Source organism: Massilia eburnea, assembly GCF_009720745.1.
In the GTDB taxonomy this organism is placed as follows: Bacteria; Pseudomonadota; Gammaproteobacteria; order Burkholderiales; family Burkholderiaceae_D; genus Rugamonas; species Rugamonas eburnea.
Genome location: NZ_WNKX01000004.1, coordinates 215,811 through 235,550 on the forward strand (window position 1 = coordinate 215,811; position 19,740 = coordinate 235,550).

Annotated in this window: 19 protein-coding genes and 2 tRNA genes; 8 read left to right on the forward strand and 13 right to left on the reverse strand. The window is 62.9% G+C overall.

All coding sequences use genetic code 11. From position 1 onward, the window contains the following. Positions 1 to 29 precede the first annotated feature (29 nt). The 4 genes from GM658_RS07125 to GM658_RS07140 all read left to right on the forward strand — a co-directional run bounded on the left by GM658_RS07125 (position 30) and on the right by GM658_RS07140 (position 3,653). Positions 30 to 1,289 (forward strand): DUF2264 domain-containing protein, encoded by a 1,260-nt coding sequence (locus GM658_RS07125; protein ID WP_155453317.1) that lies wholly within the window; start codon positions 30 to 32, stop codon positions 1,287 to 1,289. Between the two features lie 150 nt (positions 1,290 to 1,439). Next, on the forward strand, positions 1,440 to 2,285 hold the full coding sequence (locus GM658_RS07130; RefSeq protein ID WP_155453318.1) for a PEP-CTERM sorting domain-containing protein: 846 nt from the start codon (positions 1,440 to 1,442) through the stop codon (positions 2,283 to 2,285). 101 nt (positions 2,286 to 2,386) lie between these two features. Beyond that, complete coding sequence (locus tag GM658_RS07135) at positions 2,387 to 2,728, forward strand: ArsR/SmtB family transcription factor (protein ID WP_229416796.1); 342 nt, start codon at positions 2,387 to 2,389, stop codon at positions 2,726 to 2,728. Beyond that, entirely contained in the window at positions 2,712 to 3,653 is a 942-nt protein-coding gene (locus GM658_RS07140; protein WP_155453319.1) for an acyl-CoA desaturase, read from the forward strand. Before GM658_RS07135 ends, GM658_RS07140 begins: the two co-directional genes overlap by 17 nt. On the opposite strand, the gene GM658_RS07145 is transcribed toward GM658_RS07140, so the two are convergent. The 6 genes from GM658_RS07145 to GM658_RS07170 form a co-directional block, all read right to left on the reverse strand. After that, a tRNA-Met gene (locus GM658_RS07145) sits at positions 3,645 to 3,721 on the reverse strand. The genes GM658_RS07140 and GM658_RS07145 overlap by 9 nt on opposite strands. Before the next feature lie 81 nt (positions 3,722 to 3,802). Further along, positions 3,803 to 4,786, reverse strand: a complete 984-nt coding sequence (locus GM658_RS07150; RefSeq protein WP_155453320.1) for a hypothetical protein — start codon at positions 4,784 to 4,786, stop codon at positions 3,803 to 3,805. A gap of 74 nt (positions 4,787 to 4,860) precedes the next feature. Continuing rightward, positions 4,861 to 4,937: transfer RNA gene (locus tag GM658_RS07155), tRNA-Met, on the reverse strand. Between the two features lie 47 nt (positions 4,938 to 4,984). Continuing rightward, positions 4,985 to 5,938, reverse strand: a complete 954-nt coding sequence (gene miaA / locus GM658_RS07160; RefSeq protein ID WP_155453321.1) for a tRNA (adenosine(37)-N6)-dimethylallyltransferase MiaA — start codon at positions 5,936 to 5,938, stop codon at positions 4,985 to 4,987. 4 nt (positions 5,939 to 5,942) lie between these two features. Further along, positions 5,943 to 7,880 (reverse strand): DNA mismatch repair endonuclease MutL, encoded by a 1,938-nt coding sequence (gene mutL / locus GM658_RS07165; RefSeq protein ID WP_155453322.1) that lies wholly within the window; start codon positions 7,878 to 7,880, stop codon positions 5,943 to 5,945. 156 nt (positions 7,881 to 8,036) lie between these two features. Beyond that, positions 8,037 to 8,891 (reverse strand): peptidylprolyl isomerase, encoded by an 855-nt coding sequence (locus GM658_RS07170; RefSeq protein ID WP_155453444.1) that lies wholly within the window; start codon positions 8,889 to 8,891, stop codon positions 8,037 to 8,039. A 160-nt stretch (positions 8,892 to 9,051) separates the two neighbouring features. Between GM658_RS07170 and GM658_RS07175 the strand changes: the two genes are divergently transcribed. Together GM658_RS07175 and GM658_RS07180 are read left to right on the forward strand one after the other, a co-directional pair. After that, positions 9,052 to 9,696 (forward strand): VTT domain-containing protein, encoded by a 645-nt coding sequence (locus GM658_RS07175; RefSeq protein ID WP_155453323.1) that lies wholly within the window; start codon positions 9,052 to 9,054, stop codon positions 9,694 to 9,696. 66 nt (positions 9,697 to 9,762) lie between these two features. Further along, entirely contained in the window at positions 9,763 to 10,839 is a 1,077-nt protein-coding gene (locus tag GM658_RS07180) for a carbonic anhydrase (protein ID WP_155453324.1), read from the forward strand. Here the strand turns inward: GM658_RS07180 and GM658_RS07185 are convergent. Genes GM658_RS07185 through tsaE form a run of 3 tightly spaced genes read right to left on the reverse strand, consistent with a single transcriptional unit; the run spans position 10,823 to position 13,551 of the window. After that, on the reverse strand, positions 10,823 to 11,563 hold the full coding sequence (locus tag GM658_RS07185) for a D-hexose-6-phosphate mutarotase (protein WP_155453325.1): 741 nt from the start codon (positions 11,561 to 11,563) through the stop codon (positions 10,823 to 10,825). The two genes, GM658_RS07180 and GM658_RS07185, sit on opposite strands and share 17 nt — an antisense overlap. A gap of 9 nt (positions 11,564 to 11,572) precedes the next feature. Continuing rightward, positions 11,573 to 13,102 (reverse strand): N-acetylmuramoyl-L-alanine amidase, encoded by a 1,530-nt coding sequence (locus tag GM658_RS07190; RefSeq protein WP_155453326.1) that lies wholly within the window; start codon positions 13,100 to 13,102, stop codon positions 11,573 to 11,575. Next, positions 13,066 to 13,551: a tRNA (adenosine(37)-N6)-threonylcarbamoyltransferase complex ATPase subunit type 1 TsaE gene (gene tsaE, locus GM658_RS07195; protein ID WP_155453327.1), complete on the reverse strand. Its 486-nt coding sequence runs from the start codon at positions 13,549 to 13,551 to the stop codon at positions 13,066 to 13,068. Before tsaE ends, GM658_RS07190 begins: the two co-directional genes overlap by 37 nt. A gap of 42 nt (positions 13,552 to 13,593) precedes the next feature. On the opposite strand from tsaE, the gene queG reads away from it, so the two are divergent. Then, positions 13,594 to 14,691, forward strand: coding sequence for a tRNA epoxyqueuosine(34) reductase QueG (gene queG / locus GM658_RS07200; RefSeq protein WP_170298711.1), 1,098 nt, complete (start codon positions 13,594 to 13,596; stop codon positions 14,689 to 14,691). Here queG and GM658_RS07205 read toward each other — a convergent pair. From GM658_RS07205 to GM658_RS07220, 4 genes are read right to left on the reverse strand one after another with little or no spacing between them, the layout of a single operon-like run. After that, positions 14,688 to 15,521 (reverse strand): CPBP family intramembrane glutamic endopeptidase, encoded by an 834-nt coding sequence (locus GM658_RS07205; protein WP_170298712.1) that lies wholly within the window; start codon positions 15,519 to 15,521, stop codon positions 14,688 to 14,690. The genes queG and GM658_RS07205 overlap by 4 nt on opposite strands. Before the next feature lie 4 nt (positions 15,522 to 15,525). After that, on the reverse strand, positions 15,526 to 15,981 hold the full coding sequence (locus tag GM658_RS07210; RefSeq protein WP_155453329.1) for a MarR family winged helix-turn-helix transcriptional regulator: 456 nt from the start codon (positions 15,979 to 15,981) through the stop codon (positions 15,526 to 15,528). Between the two features lie 38 nt (positions 15,982 to 16,019). Next, a complete protein-coding gene (locus GM658_RS07215) occupies positions 16,020 to 16,607 on the reverse strand; it encodes a response regulator transcription factor (RefSeq protein ID WP_155453330.1) in 588 nt (195 codons plus the stop codon). A gap of 21 nt (positions 16,608 to 16,628) precedes the next feature. Continuing rightward, positions 16,629 to 18,599 (reverse strand): sensor histidine kinase, encoded by a 1,971-nt coding sequence (locus GM658_RS07220; protein ID WP_155453331.1) that lies wholly within the window; start codon positions 18,597 to 18,599, stop codon positions 16,629 to 16,631. A 121-nt stretch (positions 18,600 to 18,720) separates the two neighbouring features. Here GM658_RS07220 and GM658_RS07225 point away from each other — a divergent pair, with 121 nt between their 5' ends. After that, complete coding sequence (locus GM658_RS07225; protein WP_155453332.1) at positions 18,721 to 19,713, forward strand: TRAP transporter substrate-binding protein; 993 nt, start codon at positions 18,721 to 18,723, stop codon at positions 19,711 to 19,713. Positions 19,714 to 19,740: the final 27 nt, after the last annotated feature.

The window sequence follows — 19,740 nt, forward strand, 5'->3', positions numbered from 1 at the left end:
CGGCAGGTTTTTTCATTTTGGAGAAGAAGATGAAACGTAGGGATTTCATGGGCGTGATCGCCACTGTGGCAGGGCTGGTGGGCGCCAGCGGCGCCGTGCGGGCCGCGCCGCTGTTCAAGCAGGACGGCAGCCAGCGCGCCTACCTGGTCGATTTGCTGCTGAAGATGGCGCTGCCGGTGCTGGAGGCGATGTCCAAGGGCCAGCTCAAAAAAACCTTCGTGCTCGAACTGAGCCCGCGCTGGGCCGAAGGGCTGGACCCGCGCGTCAGCTATCTCGAATGCTTCGGCCGCCTGATGTCGGGTATCGCGCCCTGGCTGGCGCTGCCGGACGATGACAGCGCGGAGGGCAAGGCGCGCCGGCACGTGCGCGAACTGGCGCTGCAAAGCTTTGCCAACTCCGTCGATCCGGCCAGTCCGGATTACCTGGCTTGGCGCTCGACCAACCAGACACTGGTCGATTCGGCCTACTACACCAATGCCTTGATGCGCGCGCCCAAGGCCTTGTGGGAACCGCTCGACGCCGTGACCCGGCAGCGTATCATCGAAGAGATCAAGGGCGTGCGCCGCTACTCGCTGCCGTACAACAATTGGCTGTTGTTCGCCGCGATGAATGAAGCCTGGCTGTTCTCGATCGGCGAGCAGGGCGACGTCCTGCGCCTGAATGCGGGCGTGCGCAAGGCGAACGAATGGTATGCGGGCGACGGCTGGATCAAGGACGGCGATGCCTTCCACTACGACTACTACAACTCCTACGTGATGTGGCCGATGCTGCTGGAGATCCTGGAACAGGCGGAAAAAGCCTCGGTGGCCGTGTTCTATGAGAAGCCGGAAGGACTGCTGGCGCAAACGCTGAAACGCACGCAGCGCTATTGCGAACACCTGGAACGCATGGTGTCGCCGGAAGGCAGCTATCCCGCCATTGGCCGCTCGCTGACCTACCGCACCGCAGCCTTCCAGCCCTTGGCTTTGCTGGCCTGGCGCAAAAAGCTGCCGGAATCGCTGCCGGAAGGGCAGGTGAGGGCAGCGCTGCACGCCGTGCACAAGGCTATCTGGACCAACCCGAGCAACTTCACCAAGGAAGGTTTCCTGACGCTGGGTTTCGCCGGCCACAATCCGCAAATCGCGGACGTGTACTCGAACAGCGGCAGCATGTACATCGCCTCCAATGGCCTGCTGGCGCTTGGCTTGCCCGCTACGGACACCTTCTGGACCACCCCATCGCTGGACTGGACCCAGAAGAAAGCCTTCAGCAACCAGCCCTTCCCCAAAGACTATGCGGTGAACTATTGATGTCGAAGAATTTTACATTCGACTTGCTGTTTGCTCGGCACTCTGAAAAAACAGCAATAAATTCATCTTCTTATCGCGGCCTTTAAGCGCTGGCATAGTTGATGCTGCCACGCATGGACAGGGGATTTCCTGCTCATGCGTGGAGGGTTCATGAAACTGCCTATTGCATCCGTATTCCTGGCTGGCGCACTGGCGTCTCAGGCGGCCTCGGCTGCCTTCATAACGTTCGAGTCTGCAGGCCCAAACGCCGCTGCAATTACCGCAACTCGCGATGCCTTCCGTGGCGCGATCGGTGGCGGGACGGTCGCCGGTGCAAATGGCTCCTTCGGTGGACTGCGCCGCGAAATCAACTGGGACGGCGTGCCCGATGCTTTCGCCGACCCGAATGCCCTGCCGGCCAACTTCTTCAACGTCAATTCGCCGCGCGGCGTCGTGTTCAGCACTCCCGGAACCGGTTTTATGGTGAGCGCCAACGCGGGAGGGAGCACGCCCACTTTATTCGGCTTCCCGTCCGACTTCCAGGCATTCAGCGCACAGCGCCTGTTCACCGCCATCAACAGCAATACCACGGATGTGACTTTCTTCAATCCGGGCACGAATACCGCAGCCACCACGAGCGCCTTCGGGGCGGTCTTTGTCGACGTTGAAGCTGCCGGCGTGTCGCGGATCCAGTTCTTCGATGAGAATAATGTGCTGATCTATTCCCATGACGTCCTGGTCGCCGGCAACCAGGGCCTGAGTTTCCTGGGCGGCTTCGCCAATGCAGGCGAGAGGATCGCCCGGGTCCGGATCACATCAGGCTTGAATACGATCACGGCCAATGGCGTGCTTGGCAATCCGAACGACGACGTGGTGGTGATGGATGATTTCCTCTACGCGGAACCGGGGCAGGCCGAGGATGTTCCGGAGCCATCGAGCATCGCGCTGCTGGCGATTGGACTGGCCGGCTGCCTGGCCAGCCTGCGGCGGAATGCTTCTGGTCTGCCCAGGGACTGAATCCGTTCCAAGTCGAACGCCCGCATCAGCGGGCATTTTTTTTCAGGCTTGACTTTCGCCCGCAAAAGGATTTAACTATTAACGAATTAGTTAATTGTGCAATGATGGAACTCGATAAAGTCTTTGACGCACTTGCGTCCAAACCACGACGCCTGATCCTCGCTTACCTGTCGGAGGTGGAGCTTTCGACCTCCGACCTGGCAGAGAAATTCGGCATCAGCGCCCCCGCGATTTCCAGGCACTTATCCGTGCTGGAAAACGCTGGCCTGGTGAGCAGCGAAAGGCGAGGGCAGTTTGTGTTCTACAAACTGAACGGCGATAACCTGGTCAACACCTTGACTGGCTACGCGTTCGAGGTGTGCCCGGTATCGCGGCCCCTGAAACGCGAGTCGCGGGCGATGGCCGCAAAAAAGAAGGGAGTCCGGCATGAAGAAGATTCGTAATGTCATCAGGAATCATCGCGTCGACAGCCAGGACCTGGCATCGGTATGCGTTGGCCAGGTGCGTTACGCGCCAGCGAAATCGCTTTGGCTGCTTGGGATGTATGCAGGCGCCGCATATGGCGTGCTTGTGTATCCGCTGCTTCCCGCGATGGTGTTGTTTGCCGGGGCGACGGCTGTTGTCCTGTTGTTCGGACATTCCCTGGGCAGCCACCGCAAGCTGATTCATAACAGCTTTGCCTGCCCCAAATGGCTTGAGTATTTGCTGGTGTGGCTGGGTGTGCAGGTCGGCTTGGCCGGGCCGATCGGCTTGCTGCGCCAGCATGAGCTGCGCGACTATGCGCAGCGCCAACGCGACTGCCATCCTTACCTGAGGCACGGCTCCGGATTTTTAGGCGACGCATGGTGGCAGCTGCACTGCGAGCTGGTGCTCGAGCACCCGCCCGCAATCCGCATCGAGCGGCGAATTGCCGATGACGCGTTCTATCGATTCCTGGAGCGCACCTGGATGCTTCAGCAACTGCCGCTGGCGATACTGTTCTACCTGTGGGGCGGTTGGGCCTTCGTTTGCTGGGGCGTCTGCGCCCGCATTGCAGCCGGTGTGACTGGCCATTGGCTGATCGGCTATTTCGCACACAACCATGGCGAGCTGGCATGTGAAGTCCAGGATGCCGCCGTCCAGGGGCGCAACATCCGCTGGACGTCGCTCCTGACAATGGGCGAGAGCTGGCACAACAATCACCACGCTTTCCCGCATTCGGCACGGCTTGGCCTGGCGGACGGCGAATGGGATCCGGGCTGGTGGGCGTTGCGAGTGCTGGAGCACTTCGGCCTGGTGAGGGATTTGCAGCTGCCGGACCGGATTGAAAACAAAAATGGCCTGGACCGTTGCCGGTTCAGGCCATTCCTGGTGAATCTTTGGTGGTGATAGGTGGACTTGAACCACCGACCCTAGCATTATGAATGCTATGCTCTAACCAACTGAGCTATATCACCAGAGCCACGCATTATGCGGTACTTCGCCTATACTGTCAACCATTGACAATTTTGCAATCCATGGCTGCAGCCGGCCCGTGGTTACTGGCGATTCTCCTGGGGTCCGGGCTGGACTGAGGCGCTTGGCGGAAGGTGCTTGACCAATTCGGCCACGGCCTCACCGTACTTCATTTTACCGGCCAGGTAAGGCTGCCAGATTGCGTTGATTGGCTTCACGTACTGGGGCCAGGCGATCGCGTACAGGTTTTTCTTGTCGGCGTATGGCGTGTAGGCGATGCCGTGCGCTGCCAGCACCTGCCGCGTGGCCTCACCGACGGTGAAAAACTGCAGCACATGCCACAGGTCACCCGCGTCGCGCCCTTGTGCCTGGGCTGCCTTGTCCAGCGCATCCATTAGCGGCTGGACGGCGCCTGCATGGGATGCTTCGTGGTACAGCATCTCCAGGGCCGCAAAGCCCTGGTATTCCGCGCTTCCGCTCGGGATGATGGAATGCGGTGGCTGGTCAAAGGTGTAGGCGCCCTGGCGCGTTCCGGTCTGCGGTACCACGTCGACACGGATCGAAGGCGGGTAATCCTGGCCGAACCATACGCTGGCGCGGGCCTGGATCTCGGGTCCGTAGCGCAGGTTCAATTCGCGGACTTTGGCGATCCATTCGCGGTTCATCTGGTCCTGGGCCGGCCATGCCGTGCGTGCATAAGCGGCTGCGGCGCTGTGCAGGGTGTGGGCCAAGGCTTGTGGAAGGGCCAAGCCTTCCGCATCGCGCCGCTGGTCGTCAGCCGCCAATGTATCGGTGATATATCCCAATTCATCGTCGAAAACCGGATGGCGCTTGGCGTAGGTTGCGCGGTAATACTCCACGGCGGATTGCAGTTGCTGCATTTCCTGCGGCGTAGGCTGGGTCTCCCATGCGCTTCGCTGCAAACCATCCGGCCGCTGTGCCGCGTTGTACAGGAAGGAGTGCAGGTTGAGCAGGAAGTTGCTGTGGAAGTCGAACTGCACCGGCGCAGCGCAGGCTGGCTCGGCGAGAATCAGGGTCAATAGGGCGGTTGCTGCGAGACGGAGCATGGCTTCTCCTGACAGGTTGTAAACGAAAAACCCGCAGTGCCATGGTGTGCAATGCGGGTTTTCGCTGAATCCTTTGGTGGTGATAGGTGGACTTGAACCACCGACCCTAGCATTATGAATGCTATGCTCTAACCAACTGAGCTATATCACCGCAAGGCCAGCATTATCGGTGCTGGCCGCCGGTATGTCAAGGACTGATTACGCTGTAGCGATTTTTGCAAGCACCTGGACCTGCAATTGTTGCGCAGCGTCGGCGGCGCAGCAATCGACCACGATTCTTTCCGGCATGGCGCGCAGCCAGGTTAGCTGGCGCTTACATAGTTGGCGGGTGGCGATGATGCCGGTTTCGCGCATGGCGGTGTAGTCGATCGTGCCATCCAGGTATTCCCAGGCCTGGCGATATCCGACGCAGCGGATCGACGGCAAGCCAAGGTGCAGGTCGCCGCGCGCGCGCAGGGTTTTCACTTCGTCCAGGAAGCCGGCATCGAGCATGATGTCGAAGCGGCGCGCGATGCGTTCGTGCAGCCAGGCGCGGTCGGATGGTTCCAAGGCGAAGGACGCCAGGTCGAACGGCAACTCCTCCTTTTCGCGCTGGGCCAATAGTTCGGACATCGGTTTGCCGGACAGGGCGTAAATTTCCAGTGCACGCTGGATGCGTTGGGCGTCCGCGGGCTTGAGGCGGGCGGCGGTTTGGGGATCAACCTGCGCCAGGCGCGCGTGCATGGCGGGCCAGCCGATGCGCGATGCTTCTTGGTCGAGCTGGGCGCGCAGGGCGGCGTCGGCGCCCGGCAGGTCGTCCAGGCCGTCGGACAATCCCTTGTAGTACAGCATGGTGCCGCCGACCAGCAGCGGGACCTTGCCACGCGCGCTGATCTCAGCGACCAGGCGCAGCGTATCGGTGCGGAACTGGGCCACCGAATACGAATCCAGCGGATCGATGATGTCGATCAGGTGGTGCGGTACGGCGGCCAGCTCTTCTTTCGAAGGCTTGGCGGTGCCGATATCCATCCCGCGATAAACCAGGGCGGAATCGACGGAGATGATTTCGCAAGGTACTTGCTGGGCGATGGCCAGAGCGGCGGCGGTCTTGCCGGACGCGGTCGGCCCCATGATGGCGACCGCCAGCGGGCGCTTGTCGGACTGCTCGTTCATTCGCTTACTGCCCGCGCAGGAAGAGTTTATCCAGCGCGTTGATGTCGATCTGCACCCAGGTTGGGCGGCCGTGGTTGCACTGGTCGGCGCGTTCGGTCGCTTCCATATGGCGCAGCAGGGCATTCATTTCCGGCACCGCCAGGATACGGTTGGCGCGCACGGCGGTGTGGCAGGCCAGGGTGCCGAGCAGCTCGTTGCGGCGCTCGATCAAGACGCGCGAACCGCCGTATTCACGCACGTCGCGGATCACGTCGCGCGCGAGGGTCTGGGCGTCGGCGTTCTTCAGCAAGGCCGGGACGGCGCGCACGGCAAGCGTTGTTGGCGACATCACGGCGATGTCGAAGCCCAGGGTTTTCAGCGTATCGCCATGTTCCTGCACCGTACCCACTTCCACCGCGTCGGCGTAGAAAGTGACGGGGATCAGCAGGTTCTGCACCGACATTTCGGTGCCGTCGATCTGGGCATCCAGCGCGTTCTTCAACTGTTCATACAGGATGCGCTCATGGGCGGCATGCATATCCACCAGCACCAGGCCTTTGCTGTTCTGGGCCAGGATGTAGATGCCATGCAGCTGCGCGAGTGCGAAACCGAGCGGGAATTCTTCACCGGCCATTTGCGCTGACGATGCGGCAATCGGCGCCGCTTGCGGCAGCGCGTAGTCGGACGTCGCGCGGAAACCGTTGCCGCCTTCCGCCGCATTGGCGCCGGGGACCAAGCTGTCGCGCGAGTCGTTGGACCACAGGGCGCCGTAGCGTTCCGTGCTCTGGGCGACACCGCCGCCATTGCCGGCGCCGCCGAATGGCGATGGCGAAAACGTCGGGCGGTATTCGGGGTTCAGGATGGAGCCGAAGCTGGTCTGTTGCTGCGGGCGCCATACCGGGCCGGTAGCCTGCAGGCTTTCAGCCGCCGGCAGCGGCGAAGGCACGCTGCCGTGTGAAGTGGCCGATGTGGCGGCCAGCGCGCGCTGCACGGCATGGAACACGAACTGGTGCACCGCGCGGCCGTCGCGGAAACGCACTTCGATTTTCGAAGGGTGCACGTTCACGTCCACCAGCGCCGGGTCGAGGTCGAGCGCCAGCACATAGGATGGATAACGGTCCCCATGCAATACGTCTTCATACGCGGCGCGCACAGCATGCACCAGCAGCTTGTCGCGTACGAAGCGGCCGTTGACGTAGAAGTACTGGCTGTCGGCGCGGCCCTTCGATGCGGTCGGCAGGCCGGCAAAACCGTGGATGCGCAGCACGCCCGAGCCTTCGTCCAGCGCCAGGCGCGCTTCTTCGAAGGCGCTGCCCAGGATCTGGGCGCTGCGCTTGGCCATGTCGCTGACCATCCAGTGGTCGACGGTCTTGCCGTTGTGGCTCAGGGTGAACGATACGTCGGGACGCGCCAGGGCGATGCGGCGCACCACTTCCGCGCAGTGGCCGAACTCGGTCTGTTCGGATTTCAGGAATTTGCGGCGCGCGGGGGTGTTGAAATACAGGTCGCGCACGTCGATGGTGGTGCCGGGGGCGCCGGAGGAGGGCACGACTGTGCCTTCGTGCGAGCCTTCCAGCTCCCAGGCGTGGGCGCCGTCGGCGGTGCGCGAGGTCAGGGTGACGGCGGCGACGGAGGCGATCGAGGCCAGCGCTTCGCCGCGGAAGCCGAGGGTGCCGACGTTTTCCAGGTCGTCCAGCGAGGCGATCTTGGACGTGGCGTGGCGCGCCAGGGCCAGGGGCATCTGGTCGGGCGGGATGCCGCGGCCGTTGTCAGTAATGCAAATGCGTTTGACGCCGCCTTCTTCCAGCCGCACGGTGATCTGGGTGGAACCGGCGTCCAGGGCGTTTTCCAGCAGCTCCTTGACGACTGCGGATGGACGTTCCACTACCTCGCCGGCGGCGATCTGGGAAATCAGTTGGTCGGGGAGGGCCCTGATCGGGCGAGGCGGGTTTGGCGCGTTCATGGGCAGGATTATAACGGTAGCCAGTGGTGCCAGGCCCCAACACGCAACACGCTGCGCGTGTCACATGTCGGGTACTGACCCCAGTTAGTCAGTGGTGTCAGGCCCCAACACGCAACACGCTGCGCGTGTCGCATGTCGGGTGCTGACCCCAATAAGTTATTTAGTTTCGCGTACCGGGATCGGCACGTTGCACAGGTCGACATGGCCTGCGGCGTACTTGGTCCATGGCCCGCCGCGGTTGCGCTGGGCTTCGGTCACGGCCTTGAAGCTGGCCGAGTCGGTGCGCATCACTTCAAATTTCGAGCGTTCCGCTTCCGGCACGTCGGCGGCCAGTTTGACCGACTTGATCGGCACCCAGTTCTCTTCCTTCTCGAACATGCCCATCGGCGCGGGGCCGCGCGGCAGCACGGACAGCAGCGGCATGCCGCTCACAACGCGTCCCACGACGGTGATATTGCGGTCCAGGTGGCGTGGCGAATTGCCAATCACGGCGTACAGGGTGCCGCCGTTGCCGCTGTCGGACTCATTGCCGCGTGCCACGCCCACCATGCCGTAGCAGTGCGCCAGCCAGGTCTGGCCGGTCTTGGGATCGCGTGCGGCGGGGAAGCCATTCGAGTGGCCAACCTGCGGCGCATAGCCATCCTTGTCCGGCATGCGGGTGAACTGGGTGTCGTTCTTCATCGGCACCGTGAATTCCTGTTCCAGCTTGGCCTTGGCGGTGCCCAGCGATTTTGGCTTTTCCTCGTTCGGATCGCCCCATTGCACTACCCAGTTGTCCTGCGAGCGGTAGATCCACAGGCCATCCCAGTAGCCTTCCGTGGCCATGGTGCGGATATTGGCGATGTGGTTCGGCGCAAAGGCAGGCGCCAGTTCGATGATCACGCGGCCGGCAGGCAAGTCCATGTAGAGGGTGTTGGCCGGGTCCAGCTGGCGCCACTCGGCAGGCTTGGACGACTTGATGATGTCGCTGACGGTGGGCTTGGGCGGCAATTCCTTGAGGGGCGCTGCCATGGTGGCCAGGGGTAGGGCCAGCGCAAGTGCGGCGGGCAAATAGGACTTCACTGATGTCTCCTTCGTGGGGTTTCTAAGCAGGTTCTAAGTTGCCGGGCAATTTTAGCCTGTAAGATAGACAGTTTGGTATGATTCCCGCCGCAACCTTTTGGGATAAATAATGGATTTCGTTCAATTGCTGGACATGTTGGTCCACGTGGACCGTGCGATGGGTACTTTGCTTGCCCAGTACGGTATGTATGTCTATGCACTGCTGTTTGCCATCGTGTTCTGCGAAACCGGCCTGGTAGTACTGTTCTTCTTCCCCGGCGATACCTTGCTGTTCATCGGCGGTGCATTCTGCGCTACCGGCGAAATGAATCTCGGCCTGCTGATGTTCCTGCTGTCGACTGCCGCAATCTTGGGCAACACCACCAATTACTGGATTGGCGAAGCGATCGGACAGCGCGTGTTCACCCACGACTACCGCTGGATCAACAAGGAAGCCCTCAGCCGCACTCACGAATTCTTCGAGAAGCATGGCGGCAAAACCATCATCCTGGCGCGTTTCGTACCGGTGGTGCGTACCTTCGCCCCGTTCGTGGCCGGCGTGTCGGACATGACCCATACGCGCTTCCAGATGTTCAACGTCACCGGGGCCGTGGCCTGGGTGGTGTCGCTGTGCGTGGCTGGTTATATCTTCGGCAATACGCCTTTCGTGCGCGACCACCTGAGCGCCATTGTGCTGTTCGGTGTGGGCGTGGCAGTGGTGCCGATCGCGCTGGGCGGGGCATGGAAACTCGTCCGCCGCATGCTGAAGCGTTAGGCCGCTCTCAAGTTTTCCCCCTGCGCAACCGTTAACCGGAGAAACAGTCTCTCCTCCGGATTTAACATGCGTAACTTGATCGCCCTGTCGGCCTGTTGTCTTGTCATCGGGACAGCAGGCGCCGCCGATCCAATCGTCCCGCCGCCCAAAGGCGTTCCCAATATTCGCCCGAACCTGGCGGCCGCCGCTGCAGCCGACAAGGCGAATATGGAAAAGGATGCCAAGCCTGCCGACAAGGCTGCGGAAAAGCCCAAGTACATTCCGCCGCAGAAGAAGAGCGCCGCCGCCCAGCGTGAGGAGGAGGCGCGCACCGAGCAGGAACTGTCGGAAAAGATCGCCCAGCGGCTGGCCGAAATGAAGGCCAACCAGGCCGCCCGCATGGCCGCAGCCGAAAAGGCGCGCAAGCAGAAAGCCGCCAAGGTCGCCGCTGCGGAGGCAGCAGCCAAGGCGCCGCCGCCAAAGGTGTACGGTACCCACTGGTCGTATGAAGGCGAATCCGGCCCTGCCAACTGGTCAAAGATCAACTCCGACTGGGCCAAGTGCTCGATTGGCAGCCGCCAGTCGCCGATCGATATCCGCGACGGCATGAAGGTGGACCTGGAACAGATCGCCTTCGACTACCATCCCTCCGGCTTTAACGTGACCGACAACGGCCATACCGTGCAGGTGATGGTCGCCCCCGGGAATTACCTGAGCGTGGCGGGCCGCACTTACGAGCTGCAGCAATTCCACTTCCACCGTCCAGCGGAAGAACGCGTCAACGGCAAGGGTTTCGAGATGGTGGTGCACCTGGTGCACAAGGATCCGGAAGGCCACCTGGCGGTGCTGGCGCTGCTGCTCGAGCGCGGCAAGCCGCAGCAGACCATCCAGACCGTGTGGAACAACCTGCCGCTGGAAAAAGGCGATACGGCCACGCCGACCATCGTGCTGGACCCGAACGACATGCTGCCGCAGCGCCGCGACTATTACACCTTCATGGGGTCGCTGACCACGCCGCCTTGCACCGAGGGCGTATTGTGGATGGTGATGAAGGAACCGGTGCAGGCTTCACCGGCGCAATTGGCTTTGTTCAGCCGCCTGTATCCTTTCAACGCACGTCCGATCCAGGCCAGCTCCGGCCGTATGATCAAGGAATCAAACTGATGGTGTGAAGGCCGGCCCATTCGGCGCCGGCCGCCAGCACCTGCTTGTCCACGCAGGCAGGCTCGATGCAGACGAAGCGGCGGTATTCTTCGTCTGCCATGTCGGCGATGGCCGCCGCACCTTCTGCACCCGGATTCCACACCACCCATTCCGAAAAGCCTTGCTGTTCCAGCAGCAGCACGCCGGCGCCGGTATCCAGGCGCAGCTGCGGCGTGGCGGGGCGGATATCGTCCAGCGCGCCGGTGAAGGGCATGCCGTCCACTTTGGCGCTGGTGAATTCCGTCACTGCGAAATAAGAGTGCAGGGCGCCGGCCCAGCTGAAATCCTGCTGGCCCGTATTGCGCACGGTGTAGCGCATTTCCAGCGCGTTGCCGCGCAGCGTGAAGCGCAGGCGCAGCTCGAAGGCACGCGGCCAGGACTGGAAGTGGTTGCGCGGCAGGTCGGTCTGGGCCAGGGCGAATTCGGCCCAATCGTTGGCTTGCTCGGCAAGCCGCCAGGTGGCCGTGCGGGCAAAGCCATGGCGCAGGCCGTCGCCGCGCGTGGCGAACTGGGGGAAGATGACGGGCACGCCGCCGCGAATGGCGGCGCTGCCGTCAAGCGCTGAACGCTGGCTGAGGAACAGGCGCTCCTTGCCATCCGCAGTCTGCCACGACATCAAATGTGCGCCGAAGAGTGAAATGCTGGCTTCGGCGCCTTCGGGAGTGGAGATGCGAACTTCGTTCATGCTGGGTCCTTATGTGAGCCGGTTCTTGGCGAGCGGCGGGTTCTTGGCGAAGTAGCGGCGGATGCCTTTGACGATCGCGTCCGCGATCTTGTCCTGGTAGCCGTCGTCGAGCAGGCGCGCTTCTTCTTCCGGATTGGAGATGAAAGCGGTCTCGATCAGGATCGATGGGATATCCGGAGCTTTCAACACGGCGAAGCCGGCTTGTTCGACCGAACCTTTGTGCAACTGGTTGATGCCGCCGATTTCGCCCAGCACGGCCTTGCCGACCTTCATGCTGTCGTTGATCTGGGCGGTGGTGGAAAGGTCGAACAGCACGCTGGCCAGTTGCGGATCGCGGCCGGCGGCGTTGGCGCCGCCAATCAGGTCGGCCTGGTTTTCCTTGTCGGCCAGCCAACGGGCGGCGGACGAGGTCGCGCCTTTTTCAGACAGCACGAAGACCGACGAGCCGCGCGCGCTGGTTTTCACGAAGGCGTCGGCGTGGATCGATACGAACAGGTCGGCGTCGACCTTGCGCGCCTTTTCCACGCGTTTGCCGAGCGGGACGAAGTAGTCGCCGTCGCGCGTGAGCATGACGCGCATGTTCGGGTGATCTTCGATTTTGTCTTTCAGGCGCTTGGCGATGGCGAGCACGATGTCTTTTTCGCGGCTGCCGCGCGCACCCATGGCGCCGGGGTCTTCGCCGCCGTGGCCGGGATCCAGGGCAATGGTGAGCATGCGGACCATTTTTTCGGCCGCGGATTTCTGGCTTGGCTTGTGGCGCGCTGGCGCCTGGTCCGGCTCTCCAGCGCCAGGCTTGCCGCCCTGGTCGGCGAGAACGGGCGGCTGGTTGGACGCCGTGCCTGCAGGGCCGGGCGCGGTGGCGCCAGTGGAAGGCTGCCCTGCTGCGTTCTGGCCAGCCGCGACCTGGCTGCTGCCGGCGGCGGCGTTGCCGGAGGAGGCGCTCCCGGCGGGGGCACCCTGGCCGGATGCCGTCGCCTGGCCGGCCGGCGTGCCGGCGGCTGGCGGCTGCGTGATGGCGTTGCCTGCGGTGGCCGGCTTGCCGTCCTGCGACCATTCGCCTTTTTCGATCAAGGCCGCGATCGGATCGGCCGCCTTGACCGGGTACAGGTCGAAGATCAGGCGGTGCTTGTACGCGCCGACCGGCTCCAGCGTGAACACCTGCGGGGTGACTTTTTCCTTCAGATCGAACACCAGGCGCACGACGTTGGGGCGGTTCTGGCCGACCCGTACTTCCTTGATGTACGGGTCGTTCGATTCGATCTTGGCAACCAGGCTTTTCAGCGTGGAGTTCAGCACCAGGCCTTCGATGTCGACCACCAAGCGGTCAGGATCGGTCACCATGAAGTGCTTGACCTTGAGGTCAGTGTCGTTTTCCAGCGTGACGCGGGTGTAGTCTTCCGCCGGCCAGACGCGCACCGCCAGGATCTGTGCCGCCTGCGCGGACATTGGCGCGAGCACCGACAGCAGCAACGTACCGCCGGCCTTGAGCACCGTGCGGCGGCTTACAGGTTTGGAGCGAACTGGAGGCGTTGAAGGCATGACGTACCAAGAGCTGAAGACGGCTGCAATTCTACATCACGTCCGCTGCCGGCTACAGTGAGGAAAACATGAAGGTCGGGCGGCGGCAACACGCCATCCGCTTTCTCGGGCCACTCGACGATGCAGACGTTCTCGCCATTGAAATCTTCGCGGAAGCCGGCGTCGAGGAATTCTTCCGGGCTGCCCATGCGGTAAAGGTCGAAATGCACGACATTGGCGGGCTTGCCGTCGACCTTCACGCGGTAGGGTTCGGACAGTGTGTAAGTCGGGCTTTTCACGGGGCCGACGTGGCCCGCCGCATGCAGCAGCGCGCGCGTCAGCGCGGTCTTGCCGGCGCCCAGGTCGCCGTGCAGGTAGATGGCCATGCCGGGCAGCAGGGCGCGCGACAGCGCCGCGCCAAGGGCGGCGGTGCCGGCTTCGTCGTGAAGATGGGATTTGAAATGCTGCATCGAATAAAATGATGGTTTGGAATTTCCCCGCATTGTAAAGCCGTGTCACTCTCCCAAGCCAATTTAGACGAATTAGCCGCCAGCATCAAGGAGTGGGGGCAGGAACTCGGGTTTGCGGAAGTGCGCATCACCGACATCGACCTTTCCGCCGCCGAAGCCGGCCTGCAGGCCTGGCTCGATGCCGGCATGCACGGCGATATGGACTACATGGCAAGCCACGGCTTGAAACGGGCGCGCCCGGCGGAGCTGGTGCCCGGTACGGTGCGGGCCATCATGGCGCGCATGAACTACCTCCCCGGCGCGGCTGATGAAGACTGGCGTGAGCGCGAAATTGCGCGCCTGGCCGATCCGACGCAGGCCGTGATCTCGGTGTATGCCCGCGGCCGCGATTACCACAAGGTGCTGCGCGCGCGGCTGCAGGCGCTGGCCGACAAGGTGAGCGCGGCCATCGGCCCTTTCGGCTACCGCGTGTTCACCGACTCGGCGCCCGTGATGGAATTGCCGCTGGCGGAAAAGTCCGGGCTGGGATGGCGCGGCAAGCATACCTTGCTGATCAACCGCAACGCCGGTTCCACCTTCTTCATGGGCGAAATCCTGGTCGACCTGCCGCTACCGGTGGACGAGCCGACCGGCGCCCACTGCGGCCAATGCACGGCCTGCATTGACGTTTGCCCGACCCAGGCCATCCTTGGTCCCGGCAAACTCGATGCGCGGCGCTGCATCGCCTACCTGACCATCGAATTGAAGGGGGCGATTCCGGAAGAACTGCGGCCCCTGGTCGGCAACCATGTCTATGGCTGCGATGATTGCCAGACCGTCTGCCCCTGGAACAAGTTCGCCCAGCGCGCCACGCTGCCGGACTTCGACGAGCGCCATGCATTGGGCAGCGCCGGCATGATCGAGCTGTTTGCATGGACGGAGGAAGAATTCAACCGGCGCATGGAGGGCAGCCCGATCCGGCGCGTCGGCCATGAGCGCTGGCTGCGCAATATTGCGGTCGGCCTGGGCAATGCCGCGCGCATGGGCGCAAAAGGCGATCCCGCAATTCTCGCTGCACTGGAGGCGCGCCGCGGCCACCCATCGGCACTGGTGCGCGAGCACGTGCAATGGGCGATCCGGCAGCACCAGGCCAGCACTTAGGCCCGTGCGCGTAGCATCCACGCTGCCGCCGCGCCCCATGCCAGCAGGGTGATGAGCGAGCCTTCCACACCGTAAGCGCCGCCGCTAAGCCAATCCGGGCCCGACAGCTGCACATGCAGCCAGCCGCGCGCCGCATGGCCCGACACCGGCACGCCCATCACGCCATCGAACAGGTAATTCCATGCGAAGTGCATGCCGACCGGCAGCCACAGATTGCGCGTCAGCAGCCACCCTGCGCACAGGCCAAGCCCGGCGACGCCGGTATTCAGCACGGCCAGCGCGGTGACGTGCTCGTTGGACAGGTGGGCCACCGCAAACAGCAGCACGTTGACCAGCAGCGACGTCAATGTGCCCCAGCGCGCCTCGATAATCCGGAACAGCACGGCGCGGAACAGCAGTTCTTCCATCACCGCCACCATGACCTGCTCGGACAGCGGCTTGAAGGCCGCGCCCACATTTCCTCCTCCCGCAATCGTCAGCGAACCCGCTGCCGCCAGGATGGCAACCACCGACACGCTGATCGCCGTCCCGATGCCGAGGCCGCGCAGCAGGCCGGGCAAGGCGCCGCGCAGTTCGATTTCGGAGGCTGCGCGCTGCTCGAAGCGGCGTACAAAGAAGCGGTAGCCGCCCAGGCTTAGCGCAGCGGCAAGCAGGTGGTGCCAGACGATACGCGCCTCCGCCGGCACCAGTTTCTGGGCCAGCAGCATGGCGAGGATAAAAGGCCCCATGACGCAGGCAATGCCGGCGATGACGCGCACGAAAGTATTGCGGGCCAGGCGCGTACGCCATGGCAGGGACGGGGACAGTGGGGCAGGCATGGCTTGTTGCATTGATCTACTCCTTGGCATCGCGAATACGTTGACTGAATGAGCGCTGCTCCAGTGCCGCAATGGCATGGGCCAGCGTTTCGGACAGGGGATAAGGCAGGTCGGCATCCAGGGAATTGGCTGCCGCCGAGGTGGCGCGCCAGCATGCTTGCAGTTGCGGCAGCAGGCGTTCGCCCTGTGCGCTCAGGCGCAGCAGCTTCTGGCGCGCATCGGTGGGACCGGGCTGGGCTACCAGCCAGCCTTCCTTCAGCATCAGGGCCACGGTCTGCGTGGCGGCAGGCTGCGAGATGCCAGCGCTTTCAGCGATCTGGCTGACGCTGTGCGGCTGGCCGCCGGCCAGCGCCCGCATCACGGGCGTGTAGCGCGGGCGGTAATCGAGGCCGGCGTCGGCGTACGACTGCTGCACGGCGCCGTCCAGCAGTTCGATCAAATGGCGCAATTGGGTTCCGAGTCCTTGCTTCATGGACCCAGAATATCACACGTATAAGGACTTATGTATTTTTATTTTAGCAATCCCGCCAGTTCGACTGCGGTCTTGACCTGCATCTTGTCGAAGATATGGGCGCGGTGCACTTCCACCGTGCGCATGGAGATGCCCAGTTCATCGGCCACCACCTTGTTCATCTTGCCGGCCAGGATCAGGTCCAGCACTTCGCGCTCGCGCGTGGAGAGGGTCGCCAGGCGCGCCTGCACGGCTGCCTTGCCGCTGGCCAGGCGCGAGGCCGCCAAGCCTTCCTGCACGCGATCCATCAGCTGGTTGTCGTTGAAGGGTTTTTCGCAGAAATCGAAGGCGCCGCGCTTGAGCGTGTCGACCGCCATCGGCACGTCGCCGTGGCCGGTCAGGAAGATCACGGGCAGGCGCGCCGTCAGCCCGCGTGCGGCCAGCTGGTCGAATACTGCTATGCCGTTGATGTCGGGCATACGCACGTCGAGCAGCACGCAATCGCCTTCCGGATCGAAGGCGCAGCTTTGCGCGAAAGCGAGAAAGGCGGCTGCGCTGTCGTAGGCGGTGGCGGCGATGCCGCGCGAGGACGCGAGCCAGGACAGGGCGTCGCGCACCACGGCTTCATCGTCAACGATATGTAGCATTCTTGGGGTCTCCCTTATTAGTCAGCCCGCAACCGGCAGCGTGAATGTGAATATGGTACCGCCTTGCGGGTTGTCGCGGTGCGAGAGTGTACCGCCGTGGAACTCGATCGCGGTGCGGCAGATATTCAAGCCCATGCCCATGCCTTCGGCTTTGGTGGAGAAGAAAGGCGAGAACAGGCGCTCAGCCACGTCTGGCGGAATGCCGTGGCCGTTGTCGATCACCTGCACCACTACCATGGCAGCCGCCGGGTCGTGATGGGCCACTACGCGCAGCACGCGTTTCAAGGGCTGCACATCGGCCATGGCTTCGATGCCGTTGCGGGTCAGGTTCAGCAGCACCTGCTCGATCAGCATGCGGTCGGCGCGCACCAGCGGCAGCGCTTCGGGCAGTTCGACTTGCAGTGAGACCTGGTGCTGGCGCGCCTGCAGTTCGATCAGCACCAGTATGCTGTCCAGCATGGTCTGCAGCGCGATGTCCTGCCGCTGCGATTCGCGGTTCTTTACAAACTGGTGCACGCTGCGGATGATCTGTCCGGCGCGCTGGGCCTGGGCGCAAGCCTGTTCCAGCGGCGCCTTCAGGGTGCTGATGTCGCCGCCGCGCGCCAGCACGTTCAGGGCGCCGGTGGTGTAGCTGGAAATGGCGGCCAGCGGCTGGTTCAGTTCATGCGCCAGCGTGGAAGCGATTTCTCCCATGGTGGCAAGGCGCGCGCTGGCCTGCAGCTTTTCCTGGTGCTGGCGGTTCAGTTCCTCCATGCGCTTGCGGTCGGAGATGTCGAGGATGGAGCCCATATAGCCCGTATGGTTTCCGGCCTGGTCCACCAGCGGCGCTTCGAACACCAGCACCGGAAGGCGGGTGCCATCCGGGCGCTGGAACAGGGTTTCGAATTGCGGCGTGACGGAACCGGCCAGCACGTTGGCCAGGCGGTCCTGGTATTCCTGCATCACGTCCGGCGCCCAGTAGGGCATGGGCGGGGAGCGGCCGATCAGTTCTTCCGCGGTATAGCCCACCATCTGGCAGAAGGCAGGGTTGACGTAGGTGATGCGTCCTTCCAGGTCGCGCGCGCGCAGGCCGGTCACCAGGGAATTCTCCATCGCCGTGCGGAAGGTCATTTGCTGGCGCAGTTCGCCCTCGGCAGCCAGGCGGCGCGAGATATGGCTCCACAGCGCGAAAAGGCTCCATAGCAGGGCCAATGACAGTGCGATGACCGAACCGACCAGCAGGTTGGGCAGCAGCTTCGGCTCGCTTTTCACGCTGTCCGTCATGAGGGTGATGGTCGCACCGGGCAGGTCGAGCGCGCGCTTGTGGGTGTAGACGCCGTGGCCTGGGCCGGCCGAACTGCGGCGCGCCAGCACCTTGTCGTCCCGGTCCAGAAGGCTGATCTGGTTATCCTGCGCGAACCACCAGGGCACCATCTCGTCGAGCAGGCTGCTGAGCTGGAACGTCGCCACCAGGCTGCCCAGCCACTCGTTGCCGCGGTAGATGGGGAAGTGCAGGTCCATCTTCAGGGCCTGGCTGGCGGCGCCGGGTTCGGGTTCTGCGTAGACCGGCATGCGGCTGCGGCGCGCACGGTCCTCGGCCGCCAGCGAGGCCGGCCCCAGCGCGGCTTGGGCGCCGGGCGCTTCACCGTCGCTCGCCACCACGATGCGTCCTTCCGGATCGACCTGCACCACGCTTTTCAACTCGGCGCCATTTTTCAGCATGCGGCCCATGCGTTGCTGCACGTCGGCGGGCGTCGGGTGGCCGGTGGCGATTTCATTGGCCAGGCCGCGCAGGCTTTCTTCGTGGCGGCCAAGCTGGAAACGGATCGATTGCTCAACCCACAGCGTGTCGGCGATCAGCTGCTCCTGCCGCTCATTGCTCTCCAGCTGGCGTGCCTGCCAGGGCAGCCAGATCAGGATGGCCAGGAAGAACAGCACGAGCACCATTGGCAGCAGCCAGCGCACGGAGACAGGCAGGGGCAGGTGCTTGGCAATGGAGGCGGATTTTGGCATGGTCCGAGGTTAGCGGATTCTGAGGCAAGGCATATTGTGGATAACCACAGTTGTAAGACACAATAGCCTTTAGCAAAATTTAATGGTAAGAATGATAATCCAATCTTTTCTGGGAGACACCATGAAGCTGAAGTCCGTCCTGATCGCGCTGAGCGCGGCCGCCTGCGTTACCTCCACTGCCTGGGCCCAGGCGCCCATCGTGATCAAATTCAGCCACGTGGTGGCGACCGATACGCCGAAAGGCCAGGCCGCGGAACGCTTCAAGCAGCTGGCGGAAAAGGCCACCAACGGCCGCGTCAAGATCGAAGTCTATCCGAACAGCCAGCTGTATAAGGACAAGGAAGAAATGGAAGCGCTGCAGCTGGGCGCAGTGCAGATGCTGGCGCCGTCGCTGGCCAAGTTTGGCCCGCTCGGCGTGAAGGAATTCGAAGTCTTTGACCTGCCGTATATTTTCCCGAACAAGACCGCCCTGTATAACGTGACCGAAGGTCCGATCGGCAAGGGCTTGCTGAAAAAGCTGGAAGGCAAGGGCATTACCGGCCTGGCATACTGGGATAACGGTTTCAAGATCATGTCGGCCAATAAGCCCTTAAGGGTGCCGGCTGATTTCAAAGGCCTGAAGATGCGCATCCAGTCCTCCAAGGTGCTCGATGCGCAGATGCGCGCGCTGGGCGCCAACCCCCAAGTGCTGGCGTTCTCCGAGGTGTACCAGGCGCTGCAAACCGGCGTGGTGGACGGCACCGAGAATCCGCCGTCCAATATGTACACCCAGAAGATGCATGAGGTGCAGAAGAACCTGACCGTGTCCAACCACGGTTACCTGGGCTATGCGGTGATCGTGAACAAGAAGTTCTGGGACGGCCTGCCGGCCGATATCCGCACCGCGCTCGAAGGCGCGATGAAGGAAGCGACCACGTATGAGAAGGCGATTGCGCAGCGCGATAACGATATGGCGCTGGATGCGATCAAGAAGGCCGGCAAGACCCAGGTCTACAACCTGAGCGCGCAGGAACAGGCGGAATGGCGCAAGGTGCTGATGCCGGTGCAGAAGCAGATGGAAGACCGCATCGGCAAGGACCTGATCACGGCCATCAATAAGGAAACTTCGAAGTAAAACCCGGTAAACCTGGGTCAGACCCTT

Bases quoted from the DNA above. Each gene is read 5' to 3' on its own strand.
- GM658_RS07185 (WP_155453325.1), bottom strand. From the start codon at position 11,563: ATGAACGAAGTTCGCATCTCCACTCCCGAAGGCGCCGAAGCCAGCATT.
- GM658_RS07140 (WP_155453319.1), top strand. From the start codon at position 2,712: ATGAAGAAGATTCGTAATGTCATCAGGAATCATCGCGTCGACAGCCAG.
- GM658_RS07225 (WP_155453332.1), top strand. From the start codon at position 18,721: ATGAAGCTGAAGTCCGTCCTGATCGCGCTGAGCGCGGCCGCCTGCGTT.
- GM658_RS07175 (WP_155453323.1), top strand. From the start codon at position 9,052: ATGGATTTCGTTCAATTGCTGGACATGTTGGTCCACGTGGACCGTGCG.
- GM658_RS07150 (WP_155453320.1), bottom strand. From the start codon at position 4,786: ATGCTCCGTCTCGCAGCAACCGCCCTATTGACCCTGATTCTCGCCGAG.
- GM658_RS07180 (WP_155453324.1), top strand. From the start codon at position 9,763: ATGCGTAACTTGATCGCCCTGTCGGCCTGTTGTCTTGTCATCGGGACA.
- mutL (WP_155453322.1), bottom strand. From the start codon at position 7,880: ATGAACGCGCCAAACCCGCCTCGCCCGATCAGGGCCCTCCCCGACCAA.
- GM658_RS07135 (WP_229416796.1), top strand. From the start codon at position 2,387: ATGATGGAACTCGATAAAGTCTTTGACGCACTTGCGTCCAAACCACGA.
- GM658_RS07210 (WP_155453329.1), bottom strand. From the start codon at position 15,981: ATGAAGCAAGGACTCGGAACCCAATTGCGCCATTTGATCGAACTGCTG.
- GM658_RS07125 (WP_155453317.1), top strand. From the start codon at position 30: ATGAAACGTAGGGATTTCATGGGCGTGATCGCCACTGTGGCAGGGCTG.
- GM658_RS07190 (WP_155453326.1), bottom strand. From the start codon at position 13,102: ATGCCTTCAACGCCTCCAGTTCGCTCCAAACCTGTAAGCCGCCGCACG.
- GM658_RS07215 (WP_155453330.1), bottom strand. From the start codon at position 16,607: ATGCTACATATCGTTGACGATGAAGCCGTGGTGCGCGACGCCCTGTCC.
- GM658_RS07220 (WP_155453331.1), bottom strand. From the start codon at position 18,599: ATGCCAAAATCCGCCTCCATTGCCAAGCACCTGCCCCTGCCTGTCTCC.
- miaA (WP_155453321.1), bottom strand. From the start codon at position 5,938: ATGAACGAGCAGTCCGACAAGCGCCCGCTGGCGGTCGCCATCATGGGG.
- tsaE (WP_155453327.1), bottom strand. From the start codon at position 13,551: ATGCAGCATTTCAAATCCCATCTTCACGACGAAGCCGGCACCGCCGCC.
- GM658_RS07130 (WP_155453318.1), top strand. From the start codon at position 1,440: ATGAAACTGCCTATTGCATCCGTATTCCTGGCTGGCGCACTGGCGTCT.
- GM658_RS07170 (WP_155453444.1), bottom strand. From the start codon at position 8,891: ATGGCAGCGCCCCTCAAGGAATTGCCGCCCAAGCCCACCGTCAGCGAC.
- GM658_RS07205 (WP_170298712.1), bottom strand. From the start codon at position 15,521: ATGCAACAAGCCATGCCTGCCCCACTGTCCCCGTCCCTGCCATGGCGT.